This is a genomic window from Rufibacter tibetensis (assembly GCF_001310085.1).
Taxonomy (GTDB): Bacteria; Bacteroidota; Bacteroidia; order Cytophagales; family Hymenobacteraceae; genus Nibribacter; species Nibribacter tibetensis.
This window is the reverse complement of the sequence record NZ_CP012643.1, coordinates 4201944-4222726: the sequence shown is the minus strand read 5'-3', so window position 1 is coordinate 4222726 and position 20783 is coordinate 4201944. Positions and strand designations below refer to the sequence as shown.

Sequence of the window (20783 nt, the reverse complement as noted above, 5' to 3'; positions counted from 1 at the left end):
TTCTGTTGCCCGTTCCATTACACCATACCACCCTTTATGTCACCGCATACGCTTTCTACTGTTATTACCGGTTCTGGAAGATACCTTCCAGTCAATGTTGTGGCCAACGAGGCCTTCCTTGAAAATGAATTCTTTGATGCCACCGGGAAAAGATTGCCCAACGCAAACGAGGTCATCATCCAGAAATTTCAGCAGATTACCGGCATTCAGGAAAGAAGGTACGCCGCCGAAGACCAGGTAGCCTCAGACTTAGGGTGTTTGGCGGCGCAGGAAGCCATCCAGAACGCGGGCATTGACCCTGAAACATTAGATTACATCATTGTAGCCCACAACTTCGGAGACGTGAAAGCCTGCTCCCGCAGGGTAGACATGATGCCTCCGCTGGCTGCCAGAATCAAGCACAAACTCAAAATCGCCAACCCGTACACGGTGGCGTATGACTTGCCCTTCGGGTGCCCCGGTTGGCTGCAGGCCCTCATCCAGGCCCACTATTACCTGCAGTCCGGCGACGCCAAAAGAATTTTGGTGATTGGTACCGAAACTTTGTCCAGGGTATCTGATGCTTATGACCGGGATAGCATGATCTATTCAGATGGTGCCGGCGCAGTGGTTGTAGAAGCGCGGGAAGGGGATTCCAAAATAGGTGTTTTGAAGCACCTCACGGTGTCAGACACGCTTACGCAAACCTTCTGGTTAAACTCCTCCCCTTCCTATAACCAGGCCCTTCCCCGCGAAGAGTTGTACATCAAGATGGATGGCCGCAAAATCTATGAGTACGCGTTAACCACCGTTCCGCAGTTGATCAAAGACTGTATAGACAAAGCCAACCTGCCCCTTTCAGCCATTAAGAAGGTTCTGATTCACCAGGCCAATGAGAAAATGGACGAGGCCATGCTGGAGCGTCTGTTCAAATTATATGGGCAAGACACCATCCCAGCGGACATCATGCCTATGACCATCTCCACCCTTGGGAATAACTCGGTAGCCACCTTGCCAGTGTTGTATGACCTTGTCGCAAGAGGAGAACTGGAGGGCCAGGAACTACATAGCGGTGATCACGTGGTTTTTGCTTCAGTAGGCGCCGGGATGAATGCTAATGCGGTGATCTACCAGGTGCCGTAACCCAATAGATGTTTAGCTGCTTTTCCTAAAAAAGAGGGAAAAAGAGCAGCTTCTCGCCCTTTGTTTTTTATTTTACAGCATGAACATCGGGATAATTGGTGGAGGAATCGCTGGATTAACAACGGCTATTGCGTTACAAAAAATAGGCATTCAGGCCCAGGTATTTGATGCGGCTCCAAAGTTTGAACCTGTAGGTGCCGGCCTGGCCCTGGCGGCCAATGCAATCAAAGGATTCAAATACATCGGCATAGCGGACGAAATAATTTCGGAAGGCAACTGCCTGGACGGGTTCCATATCTTTGATGACCAGGGTCGACTCATCAACCGAACTGACAGCCGGGCCATGAGTGAAAAGTACGGGCTGGATAATTTTGTCATTCATAGAGCCTCCCTGCATAAAGTGCTGGTTAACCATCTGCCCGCTTCTTCCCTGCACCCCGAAAAACGAGCGCTCAAAACCACTGCTACTGAGCAAGGAGTTACCGTTTATTTTCAGGACGGCAAAGAGGCAACGTTTGACCACTTGCTGGTGGCAGACGGAATCAATTCGGCCATCAGGCAGCAACTGGTGCCTTGGTCTACGCCACGCTATGCCGGGTATACCTGTTGGCGGGCCATCATTGACAACCCTGGACTGGAAAGCATCTACGCCTCAGAAACCTGGGGCAAAGCCGGACGGGTGGGCTGGACTCCCCTGAAGGGAAATAAAATTTATTGGTTTGCCTGCATCAACGCTCCCCAGAACAGCCCCCGCATGAAGGCAATGCAAGTGGAAGACCTGCACCGGCACTTTCAGCACTACCATTCGCCCATCCCAGGGTTGTTCCGCCACACCAATCCGGATCAATTGCTCTGGCACGACCTCTATGACATAGCCCCTCTCTCCCAATTCGCATTCCAGAACATCTTGCTGCTGGGCGATGCGGGACATGCCACCACGCCCAACATGGGACAGGGTGCCTGCCAGGCGGTAGAAGATGCCGCTGTCTTTGCCGACGAACTTAGAAAAGACTTCAACTTCAACCTGGCAGCCAAACGATTTGAAACCCGCCGGAAGCCCCGCACCAGTTGGATCACCCGCCAGTCTAGATTTCTGGGTGAAGTGGCCCAGTCTCATAACCCGCTCTTCATTCCTCTCCGTAATTTTGCCTTACGGCACCTTCCTTCCTGGGTCAATGACAAACAGCTGGAGAAAGTGTACTCTGTAGATTTTTAGGTTACTTCAAAATATGTGGTCCTTTATTTAACTTTTATTTTAGACACAACATTGCGGATGGCGGGTGTACGCCTTATGCCGTTGCTAGCGTATTGAGGGATTGATGCGGTGCCTTTATGATTGTTTCATAGCTACCCTCCGTGCGCTCACGGCCGCGAGGCCCCGTCTTCCCCTCTCGCACTGCCCTTTCGGCCTGAACTGTCTGTCTTTTTTGCTACGGTCTATCTATGGCCAAAAGCGAGGCGCTCTAGGTAAAGACTGGAATAAAGGAAAGTAGTAATGGAAGTGGTGGGGAGAACCCCTTGTAGAGACGACAGGCACTGCCTTGTCTCAGCTATGCATTGCTGTCTTCTGAAGGCATATTTTAGATATTCAGGAATTTAACTTAAGCATGGCTGTATTAAACTCCCGCAATATGGATGAGCGGCATGGGTAGTAGGCATAATTTGAGTAATATTGTAAACTAAACCCATTTCTTTCTACCCTTGAATACGTCCGTGCCGGCTTTTAAACAGACGCAGCGCGTCTTAGACGATGCTTTTGACCCTAGCACTAGTGCCAGCGCTCACCTGTACATCAGTTTTGGGGCTCACCGGATTAGGTTAGGCGTTTTGGATGCGGAGCGCAACAAGTTTGTAGCCCTGGAAGATTATGAGGCAGAAATGCCCTCCACTGTTGAGAATGCCATTGCCACCCTTCAGGAAATGAGCTCCTCCAATCCTTTGCTACAAGAAAGAAAGTGGGAACAGGTACGCGTTGGCATCAAGAACCAGCAGTTCACCCTGATTCCTGAAACGTTATTTGACCTGAATGCCCGGGAAGAATACCTGAAACTGAACGCCGTACTGGAGCCGGAGCAGGAAGTGGTAGAACATCATGAGCACCCCAGGTTAGAACTGGTGAATGTGTTCACAATACCAGCCGCTCTGCAATACTGGCTGGACAATCAGTTTCTGGATACCCCGGTGGAGTTTGTGCACCAGACCTCTGCCCTGATGGAAGGCTTCCTGCACATGGCTGAGCGCAGTACCCGTCCGCAACTCTACGTCTACGTTGACAAAAACTATGTCACGCTGGTGGTCTTACAAGGCTTGAAACTGGAGTTCTGCAATTCCTTTTTCTTCGCCTCCTCAGAAGACTTTATCTACTACGTACTGTTTGTGTTACAGGAAAAGAAGATGAACCCAGACCAGGACCAGGTGACCGTCTGGGGAGAACTCATGCTAGACTCTGAACTATCTGAAGTGCTGCGTACCTACATCCGGAACGTACATTTCGGAAAGAAGCTTTCTGGAGTAGGGTTCAGCTACCGATTTGATGCCCTATTCAACCATAGAAACTTTGACTTGTACAGCCTCCATTTTTGTGATTAGAATGCGATAAAGCATGTGATAGTTTTATACCTTTTTGACAAAACAGGCTTAAAAGGAAGAGGGCCGTCATCATTGACAGCCCTCTTCCTTTTATTAAACTTAAGCTTACTCCTGAACCAACTTTACAGCGTGAAGAGGAAGATAAAGTAAAGAACAATCCAAAGGGCATCCAGGAAGTGCCAGTAGGTCCGAAGCATCTGTACCTGCATGAGGCGGTAAGGATCACGGTTAAACACTAGCGAACGAATTGGATCTGAGGATGCCCGGTTCACCTTCAGGAAAAGGTAAGAGGCGAAAGCCAAACCACCCGCAATGTGCAGCAAATGCAACGCTGATAAAAGGTACAGGAACGTGCCCGAAGGGTGCCCATCAAAGAACACCCTTGCTTCGGCCATTTCATACCAAGCAACAATCTGCGCAAAAGCAAAAGCCACTCCTAAGAGGAGCGACCACACCAGACGTTTCTTCATGCTCACCAGGTCATCCTGGGCATAAAACGTGGGCACCTGCTGCATAAAGAAGCCACTTACTAGAATCAGCACGGTGCTTACGGAGAAAAGCTTAGGTAAATTGAAATCAGAAGTGGTGGTCTCCACGCCTGACTTGTACAGAAACATGACCGTTAACATCAAAAACAACATGCCCATGCCAGCCATACTTACATACAGCAGCATTTTGAGCGGTGGCACCTTCTCTATCTTCTCAAAGCTGGACATTTGCCCAGCCCCTATCTTATTTTGATTTTCTGATTTCATGACTCACTAATTCTTCGGCCCAACTTGCATTGCCTACCCCAAACTAATAAAACTATCTTCTATGTACTACCCTGAAAATCAACAGAATGTTTAAGGGTTTTACATATTTGATGCGGTTTTAAAACTTAACATTGCCTACTCCTCTGAGTGTATCAAAATAACAGGATTGGTACTCTCTTTTTTAAGCAGGATCTTAACTTTTCCTGAACCAGGAACCCACTTTTCCAAATACCGCGTTCGCGGTGATGCGAGGCGTTGGACCGGTTCCAAACTCTACATAGGTATAATTATTGACACGCAGGTCCAGCACTACCCCCAACTTACCCAATTTCTGATTTAGCTCTTTCGCCTTCTCCAGGCTTTCTAAAATACCGCTTCCTTTAGAAGGAGGCAACACATTCTTTAACACCCGTTCAAATGCTGCGTGGTCTTTAAAATTAGCAATCACAAAATTCTTTTCGGCCACAACCAGTACCTGATCCTGGAGGACGGTAAATACCAGTTTACCCGATATCTCAAAGGGGAACGTCATCATGCTTAAGGTTGCTTGGTACCAGTAGACTTTGTCTTCAAGGTAAGTGTACCATTGAGTTTCCATTGGCCCGGGGTTCCCTGCGGTCCTGGTCCTTGTACAGACACATCCTGAAAATCAAGGGTAATGTCAGTCTGGTCTGCCTTCAGTTTTTCTAACAAAAGCTTTGCCACGTCAGACAACTTTTGAACGGGTTGGGTAGTGTTTTCCATAGGGTTTGTAGGATAGAAGTATTAAAAGAGAATTACGGACCCTATTATAGCCCGTTTCTTTTTGATTTCTGGTTTAAAGAATCCAATATATCAAAGTATTCAGGTATACGTATAAATAACGGTTTATCTCTCATAATGGAGGTAACTTTTAATATGAAAAAATCCTTCTTCTATGCCTTAGGTATCATCTGGCTTATAGGAGCCAGTATCTCGCCTTTGGAAGTTAAAGCACAAGATTGCCTTCAGCCCCTGGGACTAGCCAAGAATACCGAGTTTGTCTTCAAAGTCACTGACAAAGGCCGCCCTCAAGGCACGCTCAGCAATAAGGTGGTGCAGCAAATGACCGATAAAAAAGGAGCTTATGTGACGACCTTCAAGAGTGCCCGACTAGGTAAGACCAACCGCACCCAAACCTCAGACGAGTACCGCATTAAGTGTTCGGGAGATACCATTTACCTTGATGCCATGCTCCTGCTCAGAGAGCAGGTGTTAAAATCTTTTGAAGGCAAGGACTTTGACTACTTCCCCGTTGACATTGCCTATCCGCAACAAATGCAGGTTGGCCAAAAACTTCCCGATGGAAAACTAGGCGTTCGGGTACGATCTGCCAACGTGAACATAACCCAACTTTCTATGGTGGCCACTAACCGAAAGGTAGAGGCCATGGAGAAAATCACCACCCCAGCCGGCACTTTTGACACCTACAAGATAAGTTACCAATATGTGGTGTACATAGATGCCATGGGCTTGCCCTTGCGCGATGTTTTCAATGTGGAAGAGTATTTCTCCCTGGAGCATGGCTTAATTAAATGCCAGTTCTCTACCAAACGCGGAAAGAAAGCAAAAGGGTTAGAGCTAATCTCCAAACGAAACCCAGCACAGGCTTTGCAGAAATAAAAAGTTCTATTCTTGCACTTTAAGCGGCATTCAGTAGCTTTAGGTCCTGAACCAAGATGTCTTTGTCATGAAAAAGCACCTGCTCCCTGCCGCTGTGGCCCTTACCCTTATAGTAGGCAGCTGCACCAAAAACGCAGAAACCCCGCAAGCCATTGCGCAGGCTCCAACAGAAAAAGTAGCTACTTACGGAGATACCATTACCGCCGAGGGTGCAATCACTGCTGAGAAACTACCCTCGCTTCTGGCAAGCCAGGACTCTGCCAAGGCCAAAGTAGCTACCAATGTGCTTGAGGTTTGCCAGGCAAAAGGCTGCTGGATGAAGGTGGCTGTAGAGGGCCAGGAACCTATGCGCGTAACATTCAAGAACTATGGGTTCTTTATGCCCAAAGACATTGTAGGCAAAGAAGTGGTTTTTGAAGGAGTGGCACTTAAAGACACCATCTCAGTGGAAGATCAGCGTCACTTCGCTGAAGATGCAGGTAAGTCAAAAGAAGAGATTGCCGCCATCACCAAACCTAAGCCTTCTATTACGTTTGTCGCTTCGGGCGTTCAGGTAAAAGAGGGTGAGGCAAAAGACAACTAAGAACAGGTACTCCATTAAGTTGAATCCGTTTTAAGCTTCTTTTCTAAAGAAGGGGCTTAAAACGGATTTTTTCTGTTTTGGCAGGGCTGCGGACAAGGCAAAAGAAAATAAAGGCATCTTAGTCCAGGTGACGGTTAAGCCACTCCATAGCTTGATCTTCCATCTCAAAAGCTCTGGTCCGCAACTGCCCTTTTAATTGTTGGTTGAAAACTTCATACGACCTTTGCCCGAAAATACCCGGTGATAGTACATGGGCAAAGTACTTAAGCCCTAAGATTTCAGCGGTAGGAGCCCACTTATACGCCATGTAGGGGACAGCGCTTTCCCAGGGTCCAATCAGTTCACGGTTACTGTTCAGAATTCCGCGACAAGGCTTTTCTCTAAGCATTGCCAATAACTGATTCCCTCCCATCACCACAGTTTCCAAAGTTTGGATTCCAATCCAGTTTACCCTAATGAAGAGCTCCTCTGGCATTCTCCAGGCTTCAAAAAAGACATCACCGTTTGCTTTCTTGAGTTCCTTTCTATCCATAAGCACCTTATTAGGTCCTGTACTCCTTACGTTGATCTTCAACTTTCTATATGGTTAGTTAAAGGAAAGATTACAGAAATTCTTTAATGGCGGAGATAGTCTCCTCAGGAGCGCTTAAGTTAGGGCAATGGCCCGTGGCATTTAATACTTTAAAAGAGCTGCTAGGCAGGTGCTCATGCATGTACTTCCCTACCGGCAAAGGGGCAATAACGTCGTCGGTGCATTGCAGGATTAAGGCCGGGGTTTTCACGTTAGGCAAGTCCGCACGATTGTCAGAAAGGAAGGTAATCCGGGCGAAATCTTTAGCTACCTCTACGTTACTTCTGCAAAAGCTTTGCGTCAACTCCTGTGATAGTTCAGCTTTTTGTGGGTTACCCATAATAACGGGCGCAATGGCTGCAGACCAGCTTAAGTAATCGCTGTCCAAAGACTCCAGCAGGCTGTCTATGCCTTCCTGGGTAAAGCCGCCCTCGTAGTTCTCATCGTTGATATACCGGGGAGAAGGGCCAATCAAAACCAGCTTTGAAAAATAATCAGGCGCTAAGATAGAAGCCAATACGCCAATCATAGCACTAACTGAGTGCCCCACAAAAATAACGTCCTTTAGATTCAGCTCCTCACAGATTTCCAGGATGTCAACTGCGTAAGACTGAAGTGAAGAATACCGCTCTAAGGTATAGACTGAAGTGTCTGCTTTGCCGAAACCCACATGGTCAAACAAGACAATCTTGTAGTCTTCTTCAAAAGCAGGGGTGATAAAGCGCCACATGTTCTGGTCACAGCCATACCCATGGGCAAACAGCATGGGGGTTTCTCCTTTTCCTAGTATGGTAACGTTGTTTCTTTTGAGTGCATTCATTGTGAGGGGGTGTGATAAATGGCCCAAATAGACAAGTTTCGGCTCTAATTTTACCTAAAGATACGAGTCATAATTTCAAATTCGCCGTTTTATACCTTTAATCTCCAAACTAAATACAATTCAGCTGCCAAGTTTTAAAAATATTTTAGGAAGTAGTGCTTTAAATCTGTAAACTCATTTTAAAGGTTGCACCTAGCTTAAAGTTTGATTTACACCTATTTAACTAACCAAAGCTACACACTTAAAACTTATACTTCCCCTACCTCCAGTATCTGCTTCAGACTCCTCCCTCCTCCACTGTTCCAAAAAAGAAAGAGAACCACCCAAAAGTTTGCCCGTTAAACCCATGGGCAGGAGATTCGTTTCCTGCGGGATACCATCCGGATCCATGGTGGGCAGAAACATGTCTGCTAGTTTTGAACAGTAATTTGAAGTACTTATGGAATCTTTGAAAGGAAAAAACGCCCTGATCACAGGGGCAGGAAAAGGGATAGGGCGCGCCATAGCCATCGCTTTGGCCCAGGAAGGAGTAAACATTGCTTTATTATCCCGCACCGAGAGTGATTTACAGAAAGTGGCCGCAGAGGTAGAGGCTCACGGGGTAGAAACCTCCATTGTCACCGCCGATGTGACCGACATAAATAGCGTGAATGAAGCCGTAGAGCATGCTCAGCATGAGCTGGGGTTTATTGACATTCTGATCAATAATGCCGGAACCGCCGCCTTCGGAAAATTTCTGGACCTGGAACCCCATCAATGGGAGCACATCATCAAGGTAAACCTGCTGGGTCCTTACTACGTGACCCGCGCTGTTCTACCTGCCATGATCTCTAAAAAGACCGGTGACATTGTGAATATTTCTTCCACAGCCGGGCAACGGGGATCCGCCGTGACAAGTGCCTACAGCGCCTCAAAATTTGGGTTGATTGGTTTGTCAGAGTCTCTGATGCAAGAAGTCCGGAAGCACAACATCAGGGTCACAACCCTTACCCCAAGCACTGTCGCCACCGATTTAGCGGTAGAGTTAAAACTTACTGACGGTAACCCAGAAAAAGTCATGCAGCCTGAAGATTTTGCCGAGTTTGTGGTGAGCCAGCTAAAACTGAACCGCCGCATATTCCTGAAGGAAGCGGGTATCTGGTCCACCAACCCTTAATTTGAGAAGTTGTCTTCCCGTTTTAAAAAGCGTTTGGGGCTTGTTTATCTAAAACAGGCCCCAAACGCTTTTTGCTTTTTATCAGGTTGAGGAATAATATAAAATTCAGAAACCTTTTAGGTCGATGTCTGTGGTTTCTTGCGTAGGAATCACCCGTTTGGTTTGTTTCTGGATTATTTTGAAGTGGTGAGCATCTTCTGGCGTTACCAGGGTAATAGCTTCTCCCGCTGACTCTGCCCTACCCGTGCGGCCAATCCGATGGATGTAGTCTTTGGAAGAGCGTGGCAAATCGTAGTTGATGACATACGGCAGGTACTGCACATCAATGCCCCTGGAGGCCAGATCTGTGGCAACCAGCACGGCTACTTTTCCTTTCTTGAACAATGCCAAAGCTTCGGTTCTGGCGCCCTGGCTTTTCCCGCTATGAAGGGCAACGGCTTTGATTCCGTTGTTGCTTAATTTCGTTACCAGGTGGTCGGCGCGCTGAGTGGCGGAAACAAACACTAGCACCTGCTGCATCTGGTGGTGCTTGATCAGGTAGCGCAGGAATGGTCCTTTTCTTTCAGTGTCAACCAGGTAGGCTACTTCTGAAATAAGGGAGTCCAGGTTCGTTTCCTCGGCTTTTATTTCTACGGTCACCGGCTCGCGCAGCAACGTTTCCTGTATTGCATTCACTTTGTTGTCCAGGGTAGCTGAGAACAGGAGATTCTGGCGTCTTTTTGGTAAAAGAGCTAAAATCTGGCGCATCTCTTCCTCAAATCCCTGGTTCAGCATCTTGTCTGCCTCATCTAATACCAACGTTTCTACTTCAGACAAATGAACCGCTTTGGACTCAACTAAATCTAAGAGTCTTCCGGGAGTGGCTACCAGAATATCGGTTCCCTGCAATTTCATCATCTGCGGGTTGATGGAAACGCCGCCAAACACCGCTAATGTTTTAATGCTGATGGGTATATGCGCACTGAATGAAAGGAACACCTCTCCTACCTGCAAGGCCAATTCACGCGTGGGTACCAATACTAAAGCTTTCACATACCTGTTTCTGAATGCCCGGTTGGTCTGCATTTTGTCCAGCAGCGGCAAGGCATAGGCAGCTGTCTTTCCCGAACCGGTTTGCGCAATACCCAAAACATCTTTCCCCTTCAGAATCTCAGGTATGGCGGCTTGTTGCACAGGGGTCGGGTGCGGGTATTTTTGGGCAGCAACGGCTTTGACAATAGCAGGAGATAAGCCTAATTCTGAAAAGGACATAAAAGTAAAGGTATTTTGATGGGGCAAAGGTACAGGTATTACATGGGTTTTGGTGAAGGTGGGTTTTAGTTACCTTGGAGTAGGCGCATGAGCTATGTTGTTGCATCTTTTCACGTAATTACTCAAGCCTGCGGGGCCCCGCCTTCCACACTCGCGCCTATAGTTCAGCTGCCTTCGGCTAAAGCCTCGGCTGCCGGGCTCTGCCCGCCCCCGCAGACATCTAGGCGCTCAAGCAAAAGGATTGAAAATGGGAATGCATAGAAGAAAGCAGATAAAGCAAGTTTTCAAAAAGGAGGCTGTAAATAGCCTTCAAGACAGACACTAGTTTTTATTCTCTTCCAAAAAAGAAGGATCTGTCGATCCATAGTGCTGCATGATTTGTTGGACTAGTTCTTCTGGAGCATGGATGATGTCTAAGTTTAAAGCTTTTGACGGTTTTTCTAGTGTTTGCAGCTGAGAAGCTAGCAACGTTTCTGGCATGAAGTGGGCGGTGCGGGCACCCATGCGGCTCTTGAGCAGGGCTTCGTCTCCGTGCAGGAAAACTATTTTAAGGGTGTTTTTTAGATCCTGCTGTAAAACCTGTCGGTACTTTTCTTTCAAGGCTGAGCAAGCCATGACTACTTCTTGTCCGGTAGCCTCGGCTTGCAGTAAGAGGTGATTTAATTTTCTAAGCCATTCTGCCCGATCCTCATCGGTGAGCGGGATACCACTGGCCATCTTGGCGATGCTGGGTGCCAGGTGATGGTCATCAGCATCTATGAAATGCAGTTTGAGGCGTTTCGCCAGAAGTTCACCTACAGTGCTTTTGCCGCTCCCTGATACTCCCATGATGATGTATGACATACTCTTTTTCTTTGATAGGTTTCTGATAGTTCCCTTTTCTCTCAAGCCACTTTGCTATAAATACGCATACTGTGTCTTTTCCAAAGATAAAGGGTTAAGGTTACTGGCAAAGAAATAAATAGTTTCTACCTATAGGTTTACCTCAAAACAAAAGGTACTTACCATGACCTTAATCTGAAATGAATATTATAGAGTTTTCACTAGAAGAGGGTTATTTCACATCTAGGGTTACAGAAAACCTTCATTTGCTCTAAATTATAGCTGGCTTTAAACAAATATATTCAACTAGAAGATGTCACTTAGAGTTAGGGAGTGGGGAAAACACAAACATCGTTTTTCTTACCTTTACTCCTAGATTAACCTAATCCACCTATGCCAGAGCAGAACCTTGAAGCCCGCATTTTGGAGCTTACTAAACGCCTTAACTACCTTAACTACCAATATTACCAGAACAGCGTCTCAGAAGTATCTGATTATGAGTTCGACCAGATGCTACTGGAACTGCAGAAACTGGAAGAGCAGCACCCTCAATTCAAATCTCAAAATTCCCCTACCCAACGGGTAGGTGGTACCATCACCAAAAACTTTCCTACGGTAAAGCACAAGTACCCAATGTTGTCGTTGGGCAACACCTATTCTGAGGACGAGGTACGTGAGTTCGACACTAGGGTGCGCAAGGTGACCGGTGACCACGTGGAGTATGTCTGTGAACTGAAGTTTGACGGCGTGGCCATGAGCCTCACCTATACCAATGGAGCCTTAACCGCCGGCGTGACCCGCGGTGATGGAACCCGCGGTGATGACATCACGCCCAACGTCCGCACCATCCGCTCTATTCCCTTGCACCTGCACGGTGAAGACGTTCCGGCTGAGGTGGAAGTACGGGGCGAGGTTTTCATGCCTTTTTCCGTATTTGAGGAGTTAAACAAGGAGCGTGAGGAAATTGGGGAAGCCTTGATGGCCAACCCCCGCAACGCCACTTCCGGCACGCTTAAACTGCAAGACTCCAAAGAAGTGGCGCGTCGCCGACTGAGCATGTTCGCTTATGCCCTGCTCAGCACCCCTACCCTGTTTGAAAGCCATTCAGAAAGCCTGGAAGCGCTGCAACGCTGGGGCTTGAACGTCTCTCCCACCTGGCGCAAGTGCTCCACCATTGAAGAGGTCCTGGACTTTATTCATGAGTGGGAAACCATACGCTTTGAATTGCCCATCGCCACCGACGGCATTGTAGTAAAAGTCAATTCCTACGCGCAACAGGAAGAATTAGGCTATACCGCCAAAAGTCCGCGTTGGGCCATGGCGTATAAATACAAAGCCATGGAAGCCGTCACTGATTTGCTGGGCATTGAGTACAACGTGGGCCGCACCGGAGCTGTGACCCCTGTAGCCTTGATGAAACCTGTCCTCCTAGCGGGCACCACGGTGAAACGCGCTTCTCTGCACAACGCAAATGAAATTGAGCGCCTCGGGCTGATGATAGGTGACAAAGTGGTGGTAGAGAAAGGCGGTGAGATCATCCCGAAGGTGACGGCTGTTAAAACGGAACTTCGCCCGGAAAATGCTGAGGCCATTGTGTACCCAACTATTTGCCCGGCCTGTACCACGCCTTTGGTGCGTACCGAAGGGGAGGCGAACCACTATTGCCCAAACGAGAAAGGCTGTCCGCCCCAGGTGAAAGGCAAGTTGGAGCACTTCATCAGCCGGAAAGCTATGAACATCATGAGCTTGGGCGAAGGCAAAATAGAGCTATTGGCTGAACAAGGTCTGGTCACCAGCCCAGACCACCTATATGATCTCACATATGATACCCTCTTCGGGTTGAAAAAGACCTTTGTGAACGAGGAAACCGGCAAAAGCCGCGTTGTTACGTTCCAGAAAACTACAGTAGAGAACATCCTGAAAGCCCTGGAGAAATCAAAGGAAGCTCCTTTCGACCGGGTGCTGTTTGCGTTAGGCATTCGGTTTGTGGGCAATACGGTGGCTCAGAAACTGGCGCAACACTTCCGGAACATTGATGCCCTGCGGGCTGCCACAGAGGAAGAACTTATCGCCGTTCCTGAAATTGGTGGGCGTATTGCTGCTTCGGTACGTGAGTACTTCCAGGACCTGGCCAATGTACATTTAGTAGAACGGTTAAAGGCCCATGGTTTGCAGCTTGACTTAGGCGAGCTTGCCGTAGTGGAGCCTGCCTCAGACAAATTAGCTGGCTTAACTTTTGTGGTGTCGGGCGTTTTCACCGGATATTCCCGTGAGGAACTGCAGGACACCATTGTCGCCAACGGAGGTAAAATTGTTTCTTCTATTTCCAAAAAACTTTCATACTTGGTAGCTGGTGACAAGATGGGTCCCAGCAAGCTAGAGAAAGCTACCTCTTTTGGAGTGAAGATTGTAAGTGAAGAGGAATTTAACCAGATGCTCGCTTAAGAATATAGAGCAAGTAAGGCTGCGTAAAAAATAAGACCTATAGAGGGAGAGGCTAAACCAAAAAGGTACAGCCTCTCCCTTTTACTTATCCCGACTATGCACTTACCAGCTCGCCCTTTAGCCTCGCTTCTGTAAAAACAGACTAAGAACAGCATCACTTAACCTTCTTTAAACTTTATTGGGATAGTACCGTATCCGATGATTTGGTTTTGACCAAATAAATAAAGCCCATACATGCTATTTCAAGGTATGACTCCCGTTTTTGCCTGCTTTTCTTAAAATAGCACAAAAGGGGTGTAACGCTTAGGTGCAATTCTCGTTGGTGTACTTGTTAAAGTTAGTTTGGTCCAGAAATTTAAAACTATGTCTTTCAAGCCACTACCAGTAGAGAGAAATCAGGAAGGAAAGGTGCGGACCGTGGGCTTTGAGCTTGAGTTTGCCAACGTAGGAATTGGAGAATGCCTTCAGATTGTGCAGGACTTATATGGCGGCCGGGTAGAAATGGAAAACAGGTTTTCGGCCAAGGTGGTAGATACCCGTATTGGTAGCTTCAGTGTTGAAATAGACCTGAAGCTGCTAACCGAAAAGCAATACAAAACCCTTTTTGATAAACTCAATATTGACATCCAGAGCGTTAAAATAGGCCAGGACACCTTGGAGAACATGATTGATGACGCGCTGGAATCTGTTATTCAAAAAGTAATCCCTTACGAGATTGGATGCCCTCCTCTTCCGTACCATCAGTTAGAGGAATTGGAGGCTTTGCGACAGGCTTTGTTCGAGCACCATGCCAAAGGAACGGAGGCGTTCTTTACCAATGCCTTCGGTACCCACATCAACACTGAAATTCCAGACACTGAACCAGCTACTATTCTGAGGTACATTAGGGCTTTCCTGCTGTTGTACCCGTGGCTTCTTGAGGCTGGTGAAACCGACTTTGCCCGCAGAAACCTTACCTCTTTCATCAATCCTTTTCCGGATGAGTACAGCCAGTTAGTGCTAGACCCTTCGTATGCACCTGGTTTGGAACAACTCATTGACGACTACCACCAGTATAACCCAGACCGCAACCGGCCTTTAGACATGTACCCCTTGTTTGCGTATGTAAGGGAAGAGCAGGTCAACAGCTACACCAATTTGGGCAGCGTGAAAGCCAGAAAAACCTTTCACTACCGTTTGCCTAATTCGTGTGTTTCTGATCCTGACTGGACCTTGGCCCAGGAATGGAACAACTGGGTGGTCATTGAGGAATTGGCTGCAAACCCAGACAGAATCAGAGAAATGAGCCTTGAGTTCCTGAACATGAAGGAAAACACCCTCCTTGGGTTTGAGAGAAAGTGGTGCAAACAAACAGAACAGTGGCTAACGCAAACCAACAGAAGTACTCAATAAACCGCAAACGCCCAACCATTGGCGTCTCCGGGCCCGACAAGGGCGGCGAGGTGGCCTGGCTCTTTACGGCCTTTGGTGTTTTGCTGGCAGGCGGAAAACCGGTGCACATCACTCCTTCCTTCCCCCGCACCGCTGATGGTCTGCAAGGGCTCATCATTGGCGGCGGAGCCGATGTAGACCCGCAAACCTACCAACAGGAATCTGTATTCACAGAATACCTGCAACGCACCCTGCAGCACCCCAGAAAAAACTTCTTCCAAAGGGTATGGCGCTTTACCCGCTGGATCTACTACCCCGCTCTATTTTATGTCCGGAAGCTTTTCAGCCGGAACAAACCGCAATGGTCGCTAGACCAGGACCGGGACCATTTGGAATTTCAGTTGATAGATCAGGCAGTAAAAATGAATCTACCGGTGTTGGGCATCTGCCGGGGGTCACAGCTTTTGAATGTATATTTCAGAGGCACCCTGCACCAGGACATCAACTGTTTTTACCGCGAGGAGCCTAATCCGTCCAGCGTGTTCCCCGTCAAAAAAGTCACTTTCAAACCAGACAGCAAACTGGCGCAAATAATAGGACACCAAAAACTAAAAGTAAATGCCTTGCATCACCAGGCGGTGCACACTCCTGGTAAAGGGCTGGAGATAGTAGCTTGGGAGGCCAACAACGTAGTGCAGGCCATTGAGCACACAAGTAAAGAGTTCCTATTGGGTGTGCAGTGGCATCCTGAATACCTGCCCAGTCGTGTGGAGCAACGTCGCTTGTTTCAAGCCCTAGTTCAGAAAGCACGCGAAGTGAACAGGCAAATTGAAGCTCCGGATATGGAAAATGCCTTGGCCCAACCCAAAGACCAGGCACTGGAAGTGCTGGAAAGTGCAGACGCAAACGCTGTTAAAGCCATAGAAAGCACCGTAAGCAAATAAGCGGAAAAATTCTTCTACTCTTTGTAATTACAGGGCTGCAGAACCTTTTCAGTACATTTTTTGAAAACAGCTATAAAACAAAAGCGGCCAGAGAAACCCTGACCACCTTTGCTCTACTAAAAATCAATTAACAACTAAACCTAACGTGTACTTCTATAGGTAGAACCAGAAGTTTCATTGTTTGTTTAGTTATTCCTGAAAATATTTTTTAAAGAATTCGAAGCTCAATCCGGCGGTTCAATTGCCGGTTTTCGTCTGAGGTATTTGGCGCTGCGGGCTGGGTTTGACCATAACCTTTGGCTTGGAAGAGCGTGGCTGGTGCGCCTTTCGAAACCAGGTACTTCACTACCGCTTTTGCGCGGGCCTCAGAAAGTTTCTGGTTTGCGGCGGCTTGGCCTACGTTATCTGTATGGCCAGCTATTTCCACCTTTATTTTAGGATTTGCCTTCAGAAACTGGAAAAGCTTGTCTAACTCCGTCTGTGACTCTGGACGCAGTTCGGCTTTGCCTGTATCAAAGAAAATGTTGCTGAGCACGGCTTTGGCTCCCTTGCTTAAAGGTTGCAGGTAGAAGTCTAACGCGAGCGGTGCTGAGGTGGAGGTACCCGAGATATGGCGGCTTTCCAGCACGTGGTCTGGAGCGGTTACATACAAGGCATACCGTTGCTTCTGGTTCAGCACAATGGTGTATTCCCCTGAAGTTCCGTCTGAACGTACTTGTTGCGTGATCACCCCCGCTGAGTCCAGGTCATACACCTGCACGGTCGCTTTTAACGGTTTTTTAGAAACAGCATCAAAAACGCGGCCTTGTGCAAAGGAAGAAATGGTTTTTCCTTTCCAGACTTCAGGCACCTCAAACTGCAGCAAGGCTACCTCTACTTTACCACCTGCAGCTGATTGCCCCGAGTAATACCCGGTTTTATTATCTGGAGAAATGAAGATAGAGCTTTCATCACGATGGGTGTTCAAAGGATAGCCCATGTTCTGCGGAATGCCCCAGCCGTCTTTCTCCCGGTTTACCTTGAACAAGTCCAATCCACCCATGCCCTCACGTCCATCAGAAGAAAGGTACAAAGTATTGCCACTGGCATGAAGAAACGGGGAGTTTTCCCGGCCCGGGGTATTCACATTTTTTCCGAGATTCAAGGGTATGCTCCAGGTGCCGTCTTCCTGTTGTTTTGTTAGCCAGATGTCCTCGCCGCCCAAACCACCTTTTCGGTTAGAGGCAAAGTAAATGGTGCGGCCGTCAGCAGAGAGCGTGGGTTGAGAGTCCCAGGAAGAGGTATTGACATTGCGTCCCATGTTCTTGGGCTTGCTCCACTCATTGCCTTCACGGTAACTGATGTACAGGTCGCAGGAGCCGTAAGAGTCCTGGCGGTTACAAGACGTAAATACCAGCACCCGGCCGTCGCCGGAAAGGGAGGCGGCTCCTTCATTCAGCTCTGAATTAATGGCCGTGGAAACAGAAACCGGTGCCTGCCACTGTCCTTCTTTTCGGTAAGCCAAAAACAAATCTTCATCGTCTAAGGGGCCACTTCCCTCACGGGCAGTAAACAAAAGCGCGTTCTGATCGGTGGTTAAAACAGGAGAATACTGCAGCCCGAATTTGTTAACCACGTCACCCAAAGGTTTGGGATTGAAGTTCACCGGTTCTTTGATGGCTTTCTGGGCAAAGGTGACATTCTTGAGCTGTTGGGCTGCATGCCGGGCCTGGGGAGTGTTCTTTTTTCCGAACTGCAGAAATCGATCATAAAAGGTGGAAGCCTCGTCATACCGGCCCCGGGCAAAAGCTAGTTCCGCGAAGTTGAAAAAGTCAGCGTACATAGAGGGCTTGACCTCCATCTTCGGCAAGCCGCGACGGTAGTTTTGGTACGCTTCTTCTTCCTTTTGTAGAATGCGGTATAAACCTGCTGCCTGCACATATGCCTCGCCAAACGTGGTGTCACGCTTAGTTGCCTCATTAAAAGACTCCAGGGCCTTTTCAAAGTTGCGGGCCTGCACGTACTTGATACCTTCGTCAAAGGATTTTTGCGCCTTTGAATTGACAGAACCACCAGCTGCTTTCTGACCTACCGAAGTACTTGTTACCCCAATAAACAGAAGAAGAAAAAGGCATAGACGTGAGAAAAGCAGCATAAACTAGGGTATGTTCAGGAATTTATGGGTTTGTAAAGAGATGCGCCATTTAGGGTTGTTTTTCACATACTCTACAATAAGCGGCATCATTTGATCAGCCTTGCTCCATTCAGGTTGCAGGAACAGACGCGTTTCAGGACCTACTTGTGCGGCATGTTCTTCAGCCCAGGCAAAGTCGCTTTTGTTGAACACGATCACCTTCAATTCACCCGCCTGCGGCTGCACCGTTGGGTGTGGCCCCTTGAATTTTTTAGGGGAAAGACAAATCCAGTCCCAGGTGCCACTTAAAGGATAAGCGCCTGAGGTTTCTATAAACGTCTGGATGCCTCTTTTCTGTAATTCTGAGGTAAGGTAGTCCAAGTTATAAAGCAGGGGTTCCCCACCGGTTACCACTACCGCCTTACCCGGATACTGTTCTGCCTGTTGTACAATCCAGTCAGTATCGGTGAGTGGGTGCAGGTTGGCATCCCAGGATTCTTTTACGTCGCACCAGTGGCATCCAATGTCACAGCCCCCCAACCTGATAAAATAAGCAGCCTTGCCAGTGTGGTAGCCTTCTCCCTGTATGGTGTAGAAGTGCTCCATCAAAGGCAGCTTGGTTCCGTCTTTGGGTACGGTGTACACAGAGGCAATCTTTCTATCTACTATAGCTTCCAATGTCAAAATATGTAGTGCTGCTTTAAGGGTATTTTTAGAAAAACTGCCCTTAAACAGCATGAATGTTAAAAACGAAACAAGGTTTAGCCGGTATAAGTTGCCACTGTGGCTTCTATCTTGCCAAAGCTTTGCATTGTCTCAATCTGCAAAGATAACCATAACAATTCACAAAGCGCGGGCGAGGTTTTACCTCTCTGAAGAGGGGGTATTTTAAATATTTTTCAGCTTTTAGGTTTGTTCTTTCAAAACTTTTCAGATATTGGTGGCATCAATGGCTAAAAATCACAACATAGCGTCTTCTGCAAACTCCCTTTTCCTGAGGGAGACCGCTACTGTTGTTGTGCCAACCTCTGCCATCACAGGCATTATTACCATTACCCCTTAGGGGGTTTAGCTGCACATATCGTCCTTTCTTCAGGTCAATTTTAAATTGGCTCTTCGGCTTGTGGCCGGAAATCACCGTAGTAAAAAATCATATTCTCAAATGCCTGATCACATGCTGGTTTTAAAATTTGGAGGTACCTCCGTTGCCAATGCTGGCGCCATCCGTCAACTCATCTCCATTCTGCAGGAGAAGCAAAACCCAAGAATGCTGGTGGTAGTTTCTGCCATGTCTAAAGTCACGGATATGCTCATTAGCCTCTACCAGAAAGCGGCATCTCATGATGTGTCTTACCTGGAACTGCTCTCCCAACTGGAGGCAAAGCACATGGAGGCCATTGAAGACCTGGTGCCCATGAGCCAGCAAATCGATATCAAGGGCCGGATCAAGATGATTTTCAGGGAACTGGAGGATGTGTGCCGGGGCGTTTATTTGCTGGATGAACTCAGCGACAGCACTAAAGCACGGGTCATGGCCTACGGCGAGAGATTGTCTTCGGCTATTGTTTCAGTAGCGTTTCAGCACCATGGGTTGCCTAATGAACTGGTAGATAGCCGCGATTACATTGTCACAGACAATACCTACCTGAATGCTAAGGTGAACCTGAAGGCTACCTACGGCCTCATGCAGGAGCAATTGCCAAAGGTAGAGCTCATTGTAGCCCCTGGGTTCATTTCCCGTTCGCAAGATGGTAAAACCACTGTGTTGGGCCGGGGAGGTTCTGATTACACTGCCTCCTTATATGCCGCCGCCCTGCAAGCTGATTTGCTTGAAATCTGGTCTGACGTAGACGGTATGTACACCACAGACCCACGGAAAGCCAGTGCCGCTTATTCTATAGAGGAACTGAGTTACGAGGAGGCCATGGAGTTAGCCTACTTCGGTGCGAAGGTGTTGTACCCTCCTACCATTGCGCCGCTGGTGGCTGCTAAAATCCCATTGGTGCTGAAGAACACGTTTAACCCGGCGCATAAAGGAACCCTTATCTCTTCTACTCCGGCTCCAAGCCCACAGAACGTGAAAGGGATTTCCTGCATTGACCACATGGCGGTGCTTACTGTAAGCGGAAGCGGAATGGTGGGCGTACCCGGCGTGGCGATGCGCTTGTTTAAAGCAGTGGCCCAAGAGTGCATTAACATTTACTTCATTACCCAGTCCTCTTCAGAGCAAAGCATCACCATAGGCTTGTCTGAGGCGGAAGGAGAAAAAGCGGTGCAGGCCATCACCCAGGAGTTTGCCGACGATATTGCGCAGGAGTTGTTAAACCCCGTAAGCCTAGAAACGCCAATGAGCATTGTGGCCATTGTGGGGAACGGCATGATCAAACAACCTGGCATTGCCGGCAAAGCCTTTTCCCTGCTGGGAGACAATGGCATTAACATCAGGGCCATCGCGCAAGGAGCCACTGAGCGCATTATCTCTGTAGTCCTTAACTCCCCAGATGCGCATAGAGCCGTAAATTTACTTCACGATCGCTTTTTTCTACCGATTTCAGAGGACTCAGAAGTGGCACTGGCGTAAAAACCAATGAATACCAGGA

General features: G+C 47.9%; 19 protein-coding genes. 10 read left to right on the top strand and 9 right to left on the bottom strand.

Annotated features, from left to right (window positions below):
• Window positions 1-36 precede the first annotated feature (36 nt).
• From DC20_RS17245 to DC20_RS17235, 3 genes are all read left to right on the top strand, one after another.
• Window positions 37-1122, top strand: a complete 1086-nt coding sequence (locus tag DC20_RS17245) for a 3-oxoacyl-ACP synthase III family protein (RefSeq protein WP_062544969.1) — start codon at window positions 37-39, stop codon at window positions 1120-1122.
• A gap of 79 nt (window positions 1123-1201) precedes the next feature.
• The gene (locus DC20_RS17240; protein ID WP_062544968.1) at window positions 1202-2338 is read left to right on the top strand and encodes an FAD-dependent monooxygenase; all 1137 of its coding nucleotides are present in this window, start codon (window positions 1202-1204) and stop codon (window positions 2336-2338) included.
• Window positions 2339-2823: 485 nt separating this feature from the next.
• Window positions 2824-3711, top strand: coding sequence for a DUF3822 family protein (locus tag DC20_RS17235; RefSeq protein ID WP_071885495.1), 888 nt, complete (start codon window positions 2824-2826; stop codon window positions 3709-3711).
• A gap of 122 nt (window positions 3712-3833) precedes the next feature.
• Here DC20_RS17235 and DC20_RS17230 read toward each other — a convergent pair whose 3' ends face one another.
• The 3 genes from DC20_RS17230 to DC20_RS17220 form a co-directional block, all read right to left on the bottom strand.
• Entirely contained in the window at window positions 3834-4466 is a 633-nt protein-coding gene (locus DC20_RS17230) for a cytochrome c oxidase subunit 3 (protein WP_071885494.1), read from the bottom strand.
• 193 nt (window positions 4467-4659) lie between these two features.
• The gene (locus DC20_RS17225; protein WP_062544965.1) at window positions 4660-5001 is read right to left on the bottom strand and encodes a hypothetical protein; all 342 of its coding nucleotides are present in this window, start codon (window positions 4999-5001) and stop codon (window positions 4660-4662) included.
• 2 nt (window positions 5002-5003) lie between these two features.
• Window positions 5004-5210, bottom strand: coding sequence for a hypothetical protein (locus DC20_RS17220; RefSeq protein ID WP_062544964.1), 207 nt, complete (start codon window positions 5208-5210; stop codon window positions 5004-5006).
• Window positions 5211-5363: 153 nt separating this feature from the next.
• On the opposite strand from DC20_RS17220, the gene DC20_RS17215 reads away from it, so the two are divergent.
• Complete coding sequence (locus tag DC20_RS17215; RefSeq protein ID WP_157593211.1) at window positions 5364-6107, top strand: TapB family protein; 744 nt, start codon at window positions 5364-5366, stop codon at window positions 6105-6107.
• A 67-nt stretch (window positions 6108-6174) separates the two neighbouring features.
• Window positions 6175-6690: a DUF4920 domain-containing protein gene (locus tag DC20_RS17210; protein WP_071885493.1), complete on the top strand. Its 516-nt coding sequence runs from the start codon at window positions 6175-6177 to the stop codon at window positions 6688-6690.
• A 118-nt stretch (window positions 6691-6808) separates the two neighbouring features.
• On the opposite strand, the gene DC20_RS17205 is transcribed toward DC20_RS17210, so the two are convergent.
• Both DC20_RS17205 and DC20_RS17200 read right to left on the bottom strand, forming a co-directional pair.
• The gene (locus tag DC20_RS17205) at window positions 6809-7222 is read right to left on the bottom strand and encodes a hypothetical protein (protein ID WP_157593209.1); all 414 of its coding nucleotides are present in this window, start codon (window positions 7220-7222) and stop codon (window positions 6809-6811) included.
• 70 nt (window positions 7223-7292) lie between these two features.
• Complete coding sequence (locus tag DC20_RS17200) at window positions 7293-8081, bottom strand: alpha/beta fold hydrolase (protein WP_062544961.1); 789 nt, start codon at window positions 8079-8081, stop codon at window positions 7293-7295.
• Window positions 8082-8520: 439 nt separating this feature from the next.
• On the opposite strand from DC20_RS17200, the gene DC20_RS17190 reads away from it, so the two are divergent.
• Window positions 8521-9237 carry a 3-ketoacyl-ACP reductase gene (locus tag DC20_RS17190; RefSeq protein WP_062544959.1) on the top strand — a complete coding sequence of 239 codons (717 nt, stop codon included), beginning with the start codon at window positions 8521-8523 and terminating at the stop codon, window positions 9235-9237.
• Between the two features lie 105 nt (window positions 9238-9342).
• Here DC20_RS17190 and DC20_RS17185 read toward each other — a convergent pair whose 3' ends face one another.
• Both DC20_RS17185 and DC20_RS17180 read right to left on the bottom strand, forming a co-directional pair.
• A complete protein-coding gene (locus tag DC20_RS17185; RefSeq protein WP_062544958.1) occupies window positions 9343-10488 on the bottom strand; it encodes a DEAD/DEAH box helicase in 1146 nt (381 codons plus the stop codon).
• Window positions 10489-10809: 321 nt separating this feature from the next.
• Window positions 10810-11331: a gluconokinase gene (locus tag DC20_RS17180; protein ID WP_062544957.1), complete on the bottom strand. Its 522-nt coding sequence runs from the start codon at window positions 11329-11331 to the stop codon at window positions 10810-10812.
• Window positions 11332-11703: 372 nt separating this feature from the next.
• Between DC20_RS17180 and ligA the strand changes: the two genes are divergently transcribed.
• The 3 genes from ligA to DC20_RS17165 all read left to right on the top strand — a co-directional run bounded on the left by ligA (window position 11704) and on the right by DC20_RS17165 (window position 16070).
• A complete protein-coding gene (gene ligA, locus DC20_RS17175; RefSeq protein WP_062544956.1) occupies window positions 11704-13755 on the top strand; it encodes an NAD-dependent DNA ligase LigA in 2052 nt (683 codons plus the stop codon).
• 363 nt (window positions 13756-14118) lie between these two features.
• Window positions 14119-15147 carry an amidoligase family protein gene (locus tag DC20_RS17170; RefSeq protein ID WP_062544955.1) on the top strand — a complete coding sequence of 343 codons (1029 nt, stop codon included), beginning with the start codon at window positions 14119-14121 and terminating at the stop codon, window positions 15145-15147.
• Entirely contained in the window at window positions 15114-16070 is a 957-nt protein-coding gene (locus DC20_RS17165; RefSeq protein WP_062544954.1) for a gamma-glutamyl-gamma-aminobutyrate hydrolase family protein, read from the top strand. Before DC20_RS17170 ends, DC20_RS17165 begins: the two co-directional genes overlap by 34 nt.
• Window positions 16071-16278: 208 nt before the next feature.
• Here the strand turns inward: DC20_RS17165 and DC20_RS17160 are convergent, their stop codons facing one another.
• Complete coding sequence (locus DC20_RS17160) at window positions 16279-18204, bottom strand: OmpA family protein (RefSeq protein ID WP_071885492.1); 1926 nt, start codon at window positions 18202-18204, stop codon at window positions 16279-16281.
• A gap of 3 nt (window positions 18205-18207) precedes the next feature.
• Window positions 18208-18789, bottom strand: coding sequence for a 7-carboxy-7-deazaguanine synthase QueE (locus DC20_RS17155; RefSeq protein ID WP_218918766.1), 582 nt, complete (start codon window positions 18787-18789; stop codon window positions 18208-18210).
• 568 nt (window positions 18790-19357) lie between these two features.
• Between DC20_RS17155 and DC20_RS17150 the strand changes: the two genes are divergently transcribed.
• Window positions 19358-20764, top strand: coding sequence for an aspartate kinase (locus tag DC20_RS17150; RefSeq protein ID WP_169788200.1), 1407 nt, complete (start codon window positions 19358-19360; stop codon window positions 20762-20764).
• Window positions 20765-20783: the final 19 nt, after the last annotated feature.

What these genes read in the sequence shown, in the direction of transcription:
- DC20_RS17245 (WP_062544969.1), top strand. Translation starts at nt 37, where the DNA reads ATGTCACCGCATACGCTTTCTACTGTTATTACCGGTTCTGGAAGATAC.
- DC20_RS17240 (WP_062544968.1), top strand. Translation starts at nt 1,202, where the DNA reads ATGAACATCGGGATAATTGGTGGAGGAATCGCTGGATTAACAACGGCT.
- DC20_RS17230 (WP_071885494.1), bottom strand. Translation starts at nt 4,466, where the DNA reads ATGAAATCAGAAAATCAAAATAAGATAGGGGCTGGGCAAATGTCCAGC.
- DC20_RS17225 (WP_062544965.1), bottom strand. Translation starts at nt 5,001, where the DNA reads ATGATGACGTTCCCCTTTGAGATATCGGGTAAACTGGTATTTACCGTC.
- DC20_RS17220 (WP_062544964.1), bottom strand. Translation starts at nt 5,210, where the DNA reads ATGGAAAACACTACCCAACCCGTTCAAAAGTTGTCTGACGTGGCAAAG.
- DC20_RS17215 (WP_157593211.1), top strand. Translation starts at nt 5,364, where the DNA reads ATGAAAAAATCCTTCTTCTATGCCTTAGGTATCATCTGGCTTATAGGA.
- DC20_RS17210 (WP_071885493.1), top strand. Translation starts at nt 6,175, where the DNA reads ATGAAAAAGCACCTGCTCCCTGCCGCTGTGGCCCTTACCCTTATAGTA.
- DC20_RS17205 (WP_157593209.1), bottom strand. Translation starts at nt 7,222, where the DNA reads ATGGATAGAAAGGAACTCAAGAAAGCAAACGGTGATGTCTTTTTTGAA.
- DC20_RS17200 (WP_062544961.1), bottom strand. Translation starts at nt 8,081, where the DNA reads ATGAATGCACTCAAAAGAAACAACGTTACCATACTAGGAAAAGGAGAA.
- DC20_RS17190 (WP_062544959.1), top strand. Translation starts at nt 8,521, where the DNA reads ATGGAATCTTTGAAAGGAAAAAACGCCCTGATCACAGGGGCAGGAAAA.
- DC20_RS17185 (WP_062544958.1), bottom strand. Translation starts at nt 10,488, where the DNA reads ATGTCCTTTTCAGAATTAGGCTTATCTCCTGCTATTGTCAAAGCCGTT.
- DC20_RS17180 (WP_062544957.1), bottom strand. Translation starts at nt 11,331, where the DNA reads ATGTCATACATCATCATGGGAGTATCAGGGAGCGGCAAAAGCACTGTA.
- ligA (WP_062544956.1), top strand. Translation starts at nt 11,704, where the DNA reads ATGCCAGAGCAGAACCTTGAAGCCCGCATTTTGGAGCTTACTAAACGC.
- DC20_RS17170 (WP_062544955.1), top strand. Translation starts at nt 14,119, where the DNA reads ATGTCTTTCAAGCCACTACCAGTAGAGAGAAATCAGGAAGGAAAGGTG.
- DC20_RS17160 (WP_071885492.1), bottom strand. Translation starts at nt 18,204, where the DNA reads ATGCTGCTTTTCTCACGTCTATGCCTTTTTCTTCTTCTGTTTATTGGG.
- DC20_RS17155 (WP_218918766.1), bottom strand. Translation starts at nt 18,789, where the DNA reads ATGGAGCACTTCTACACCATACAGGGAGAAGGCTACCACACTGGCAAG.
- DC20_RS17150 (WP_169788200.1), top strand. Translation starts at nt 19,358, where the DNA reads ATGCTGGTTTTAAAATTTGGAGGTACCTCCGTTGCCAATGCTGGCGCC.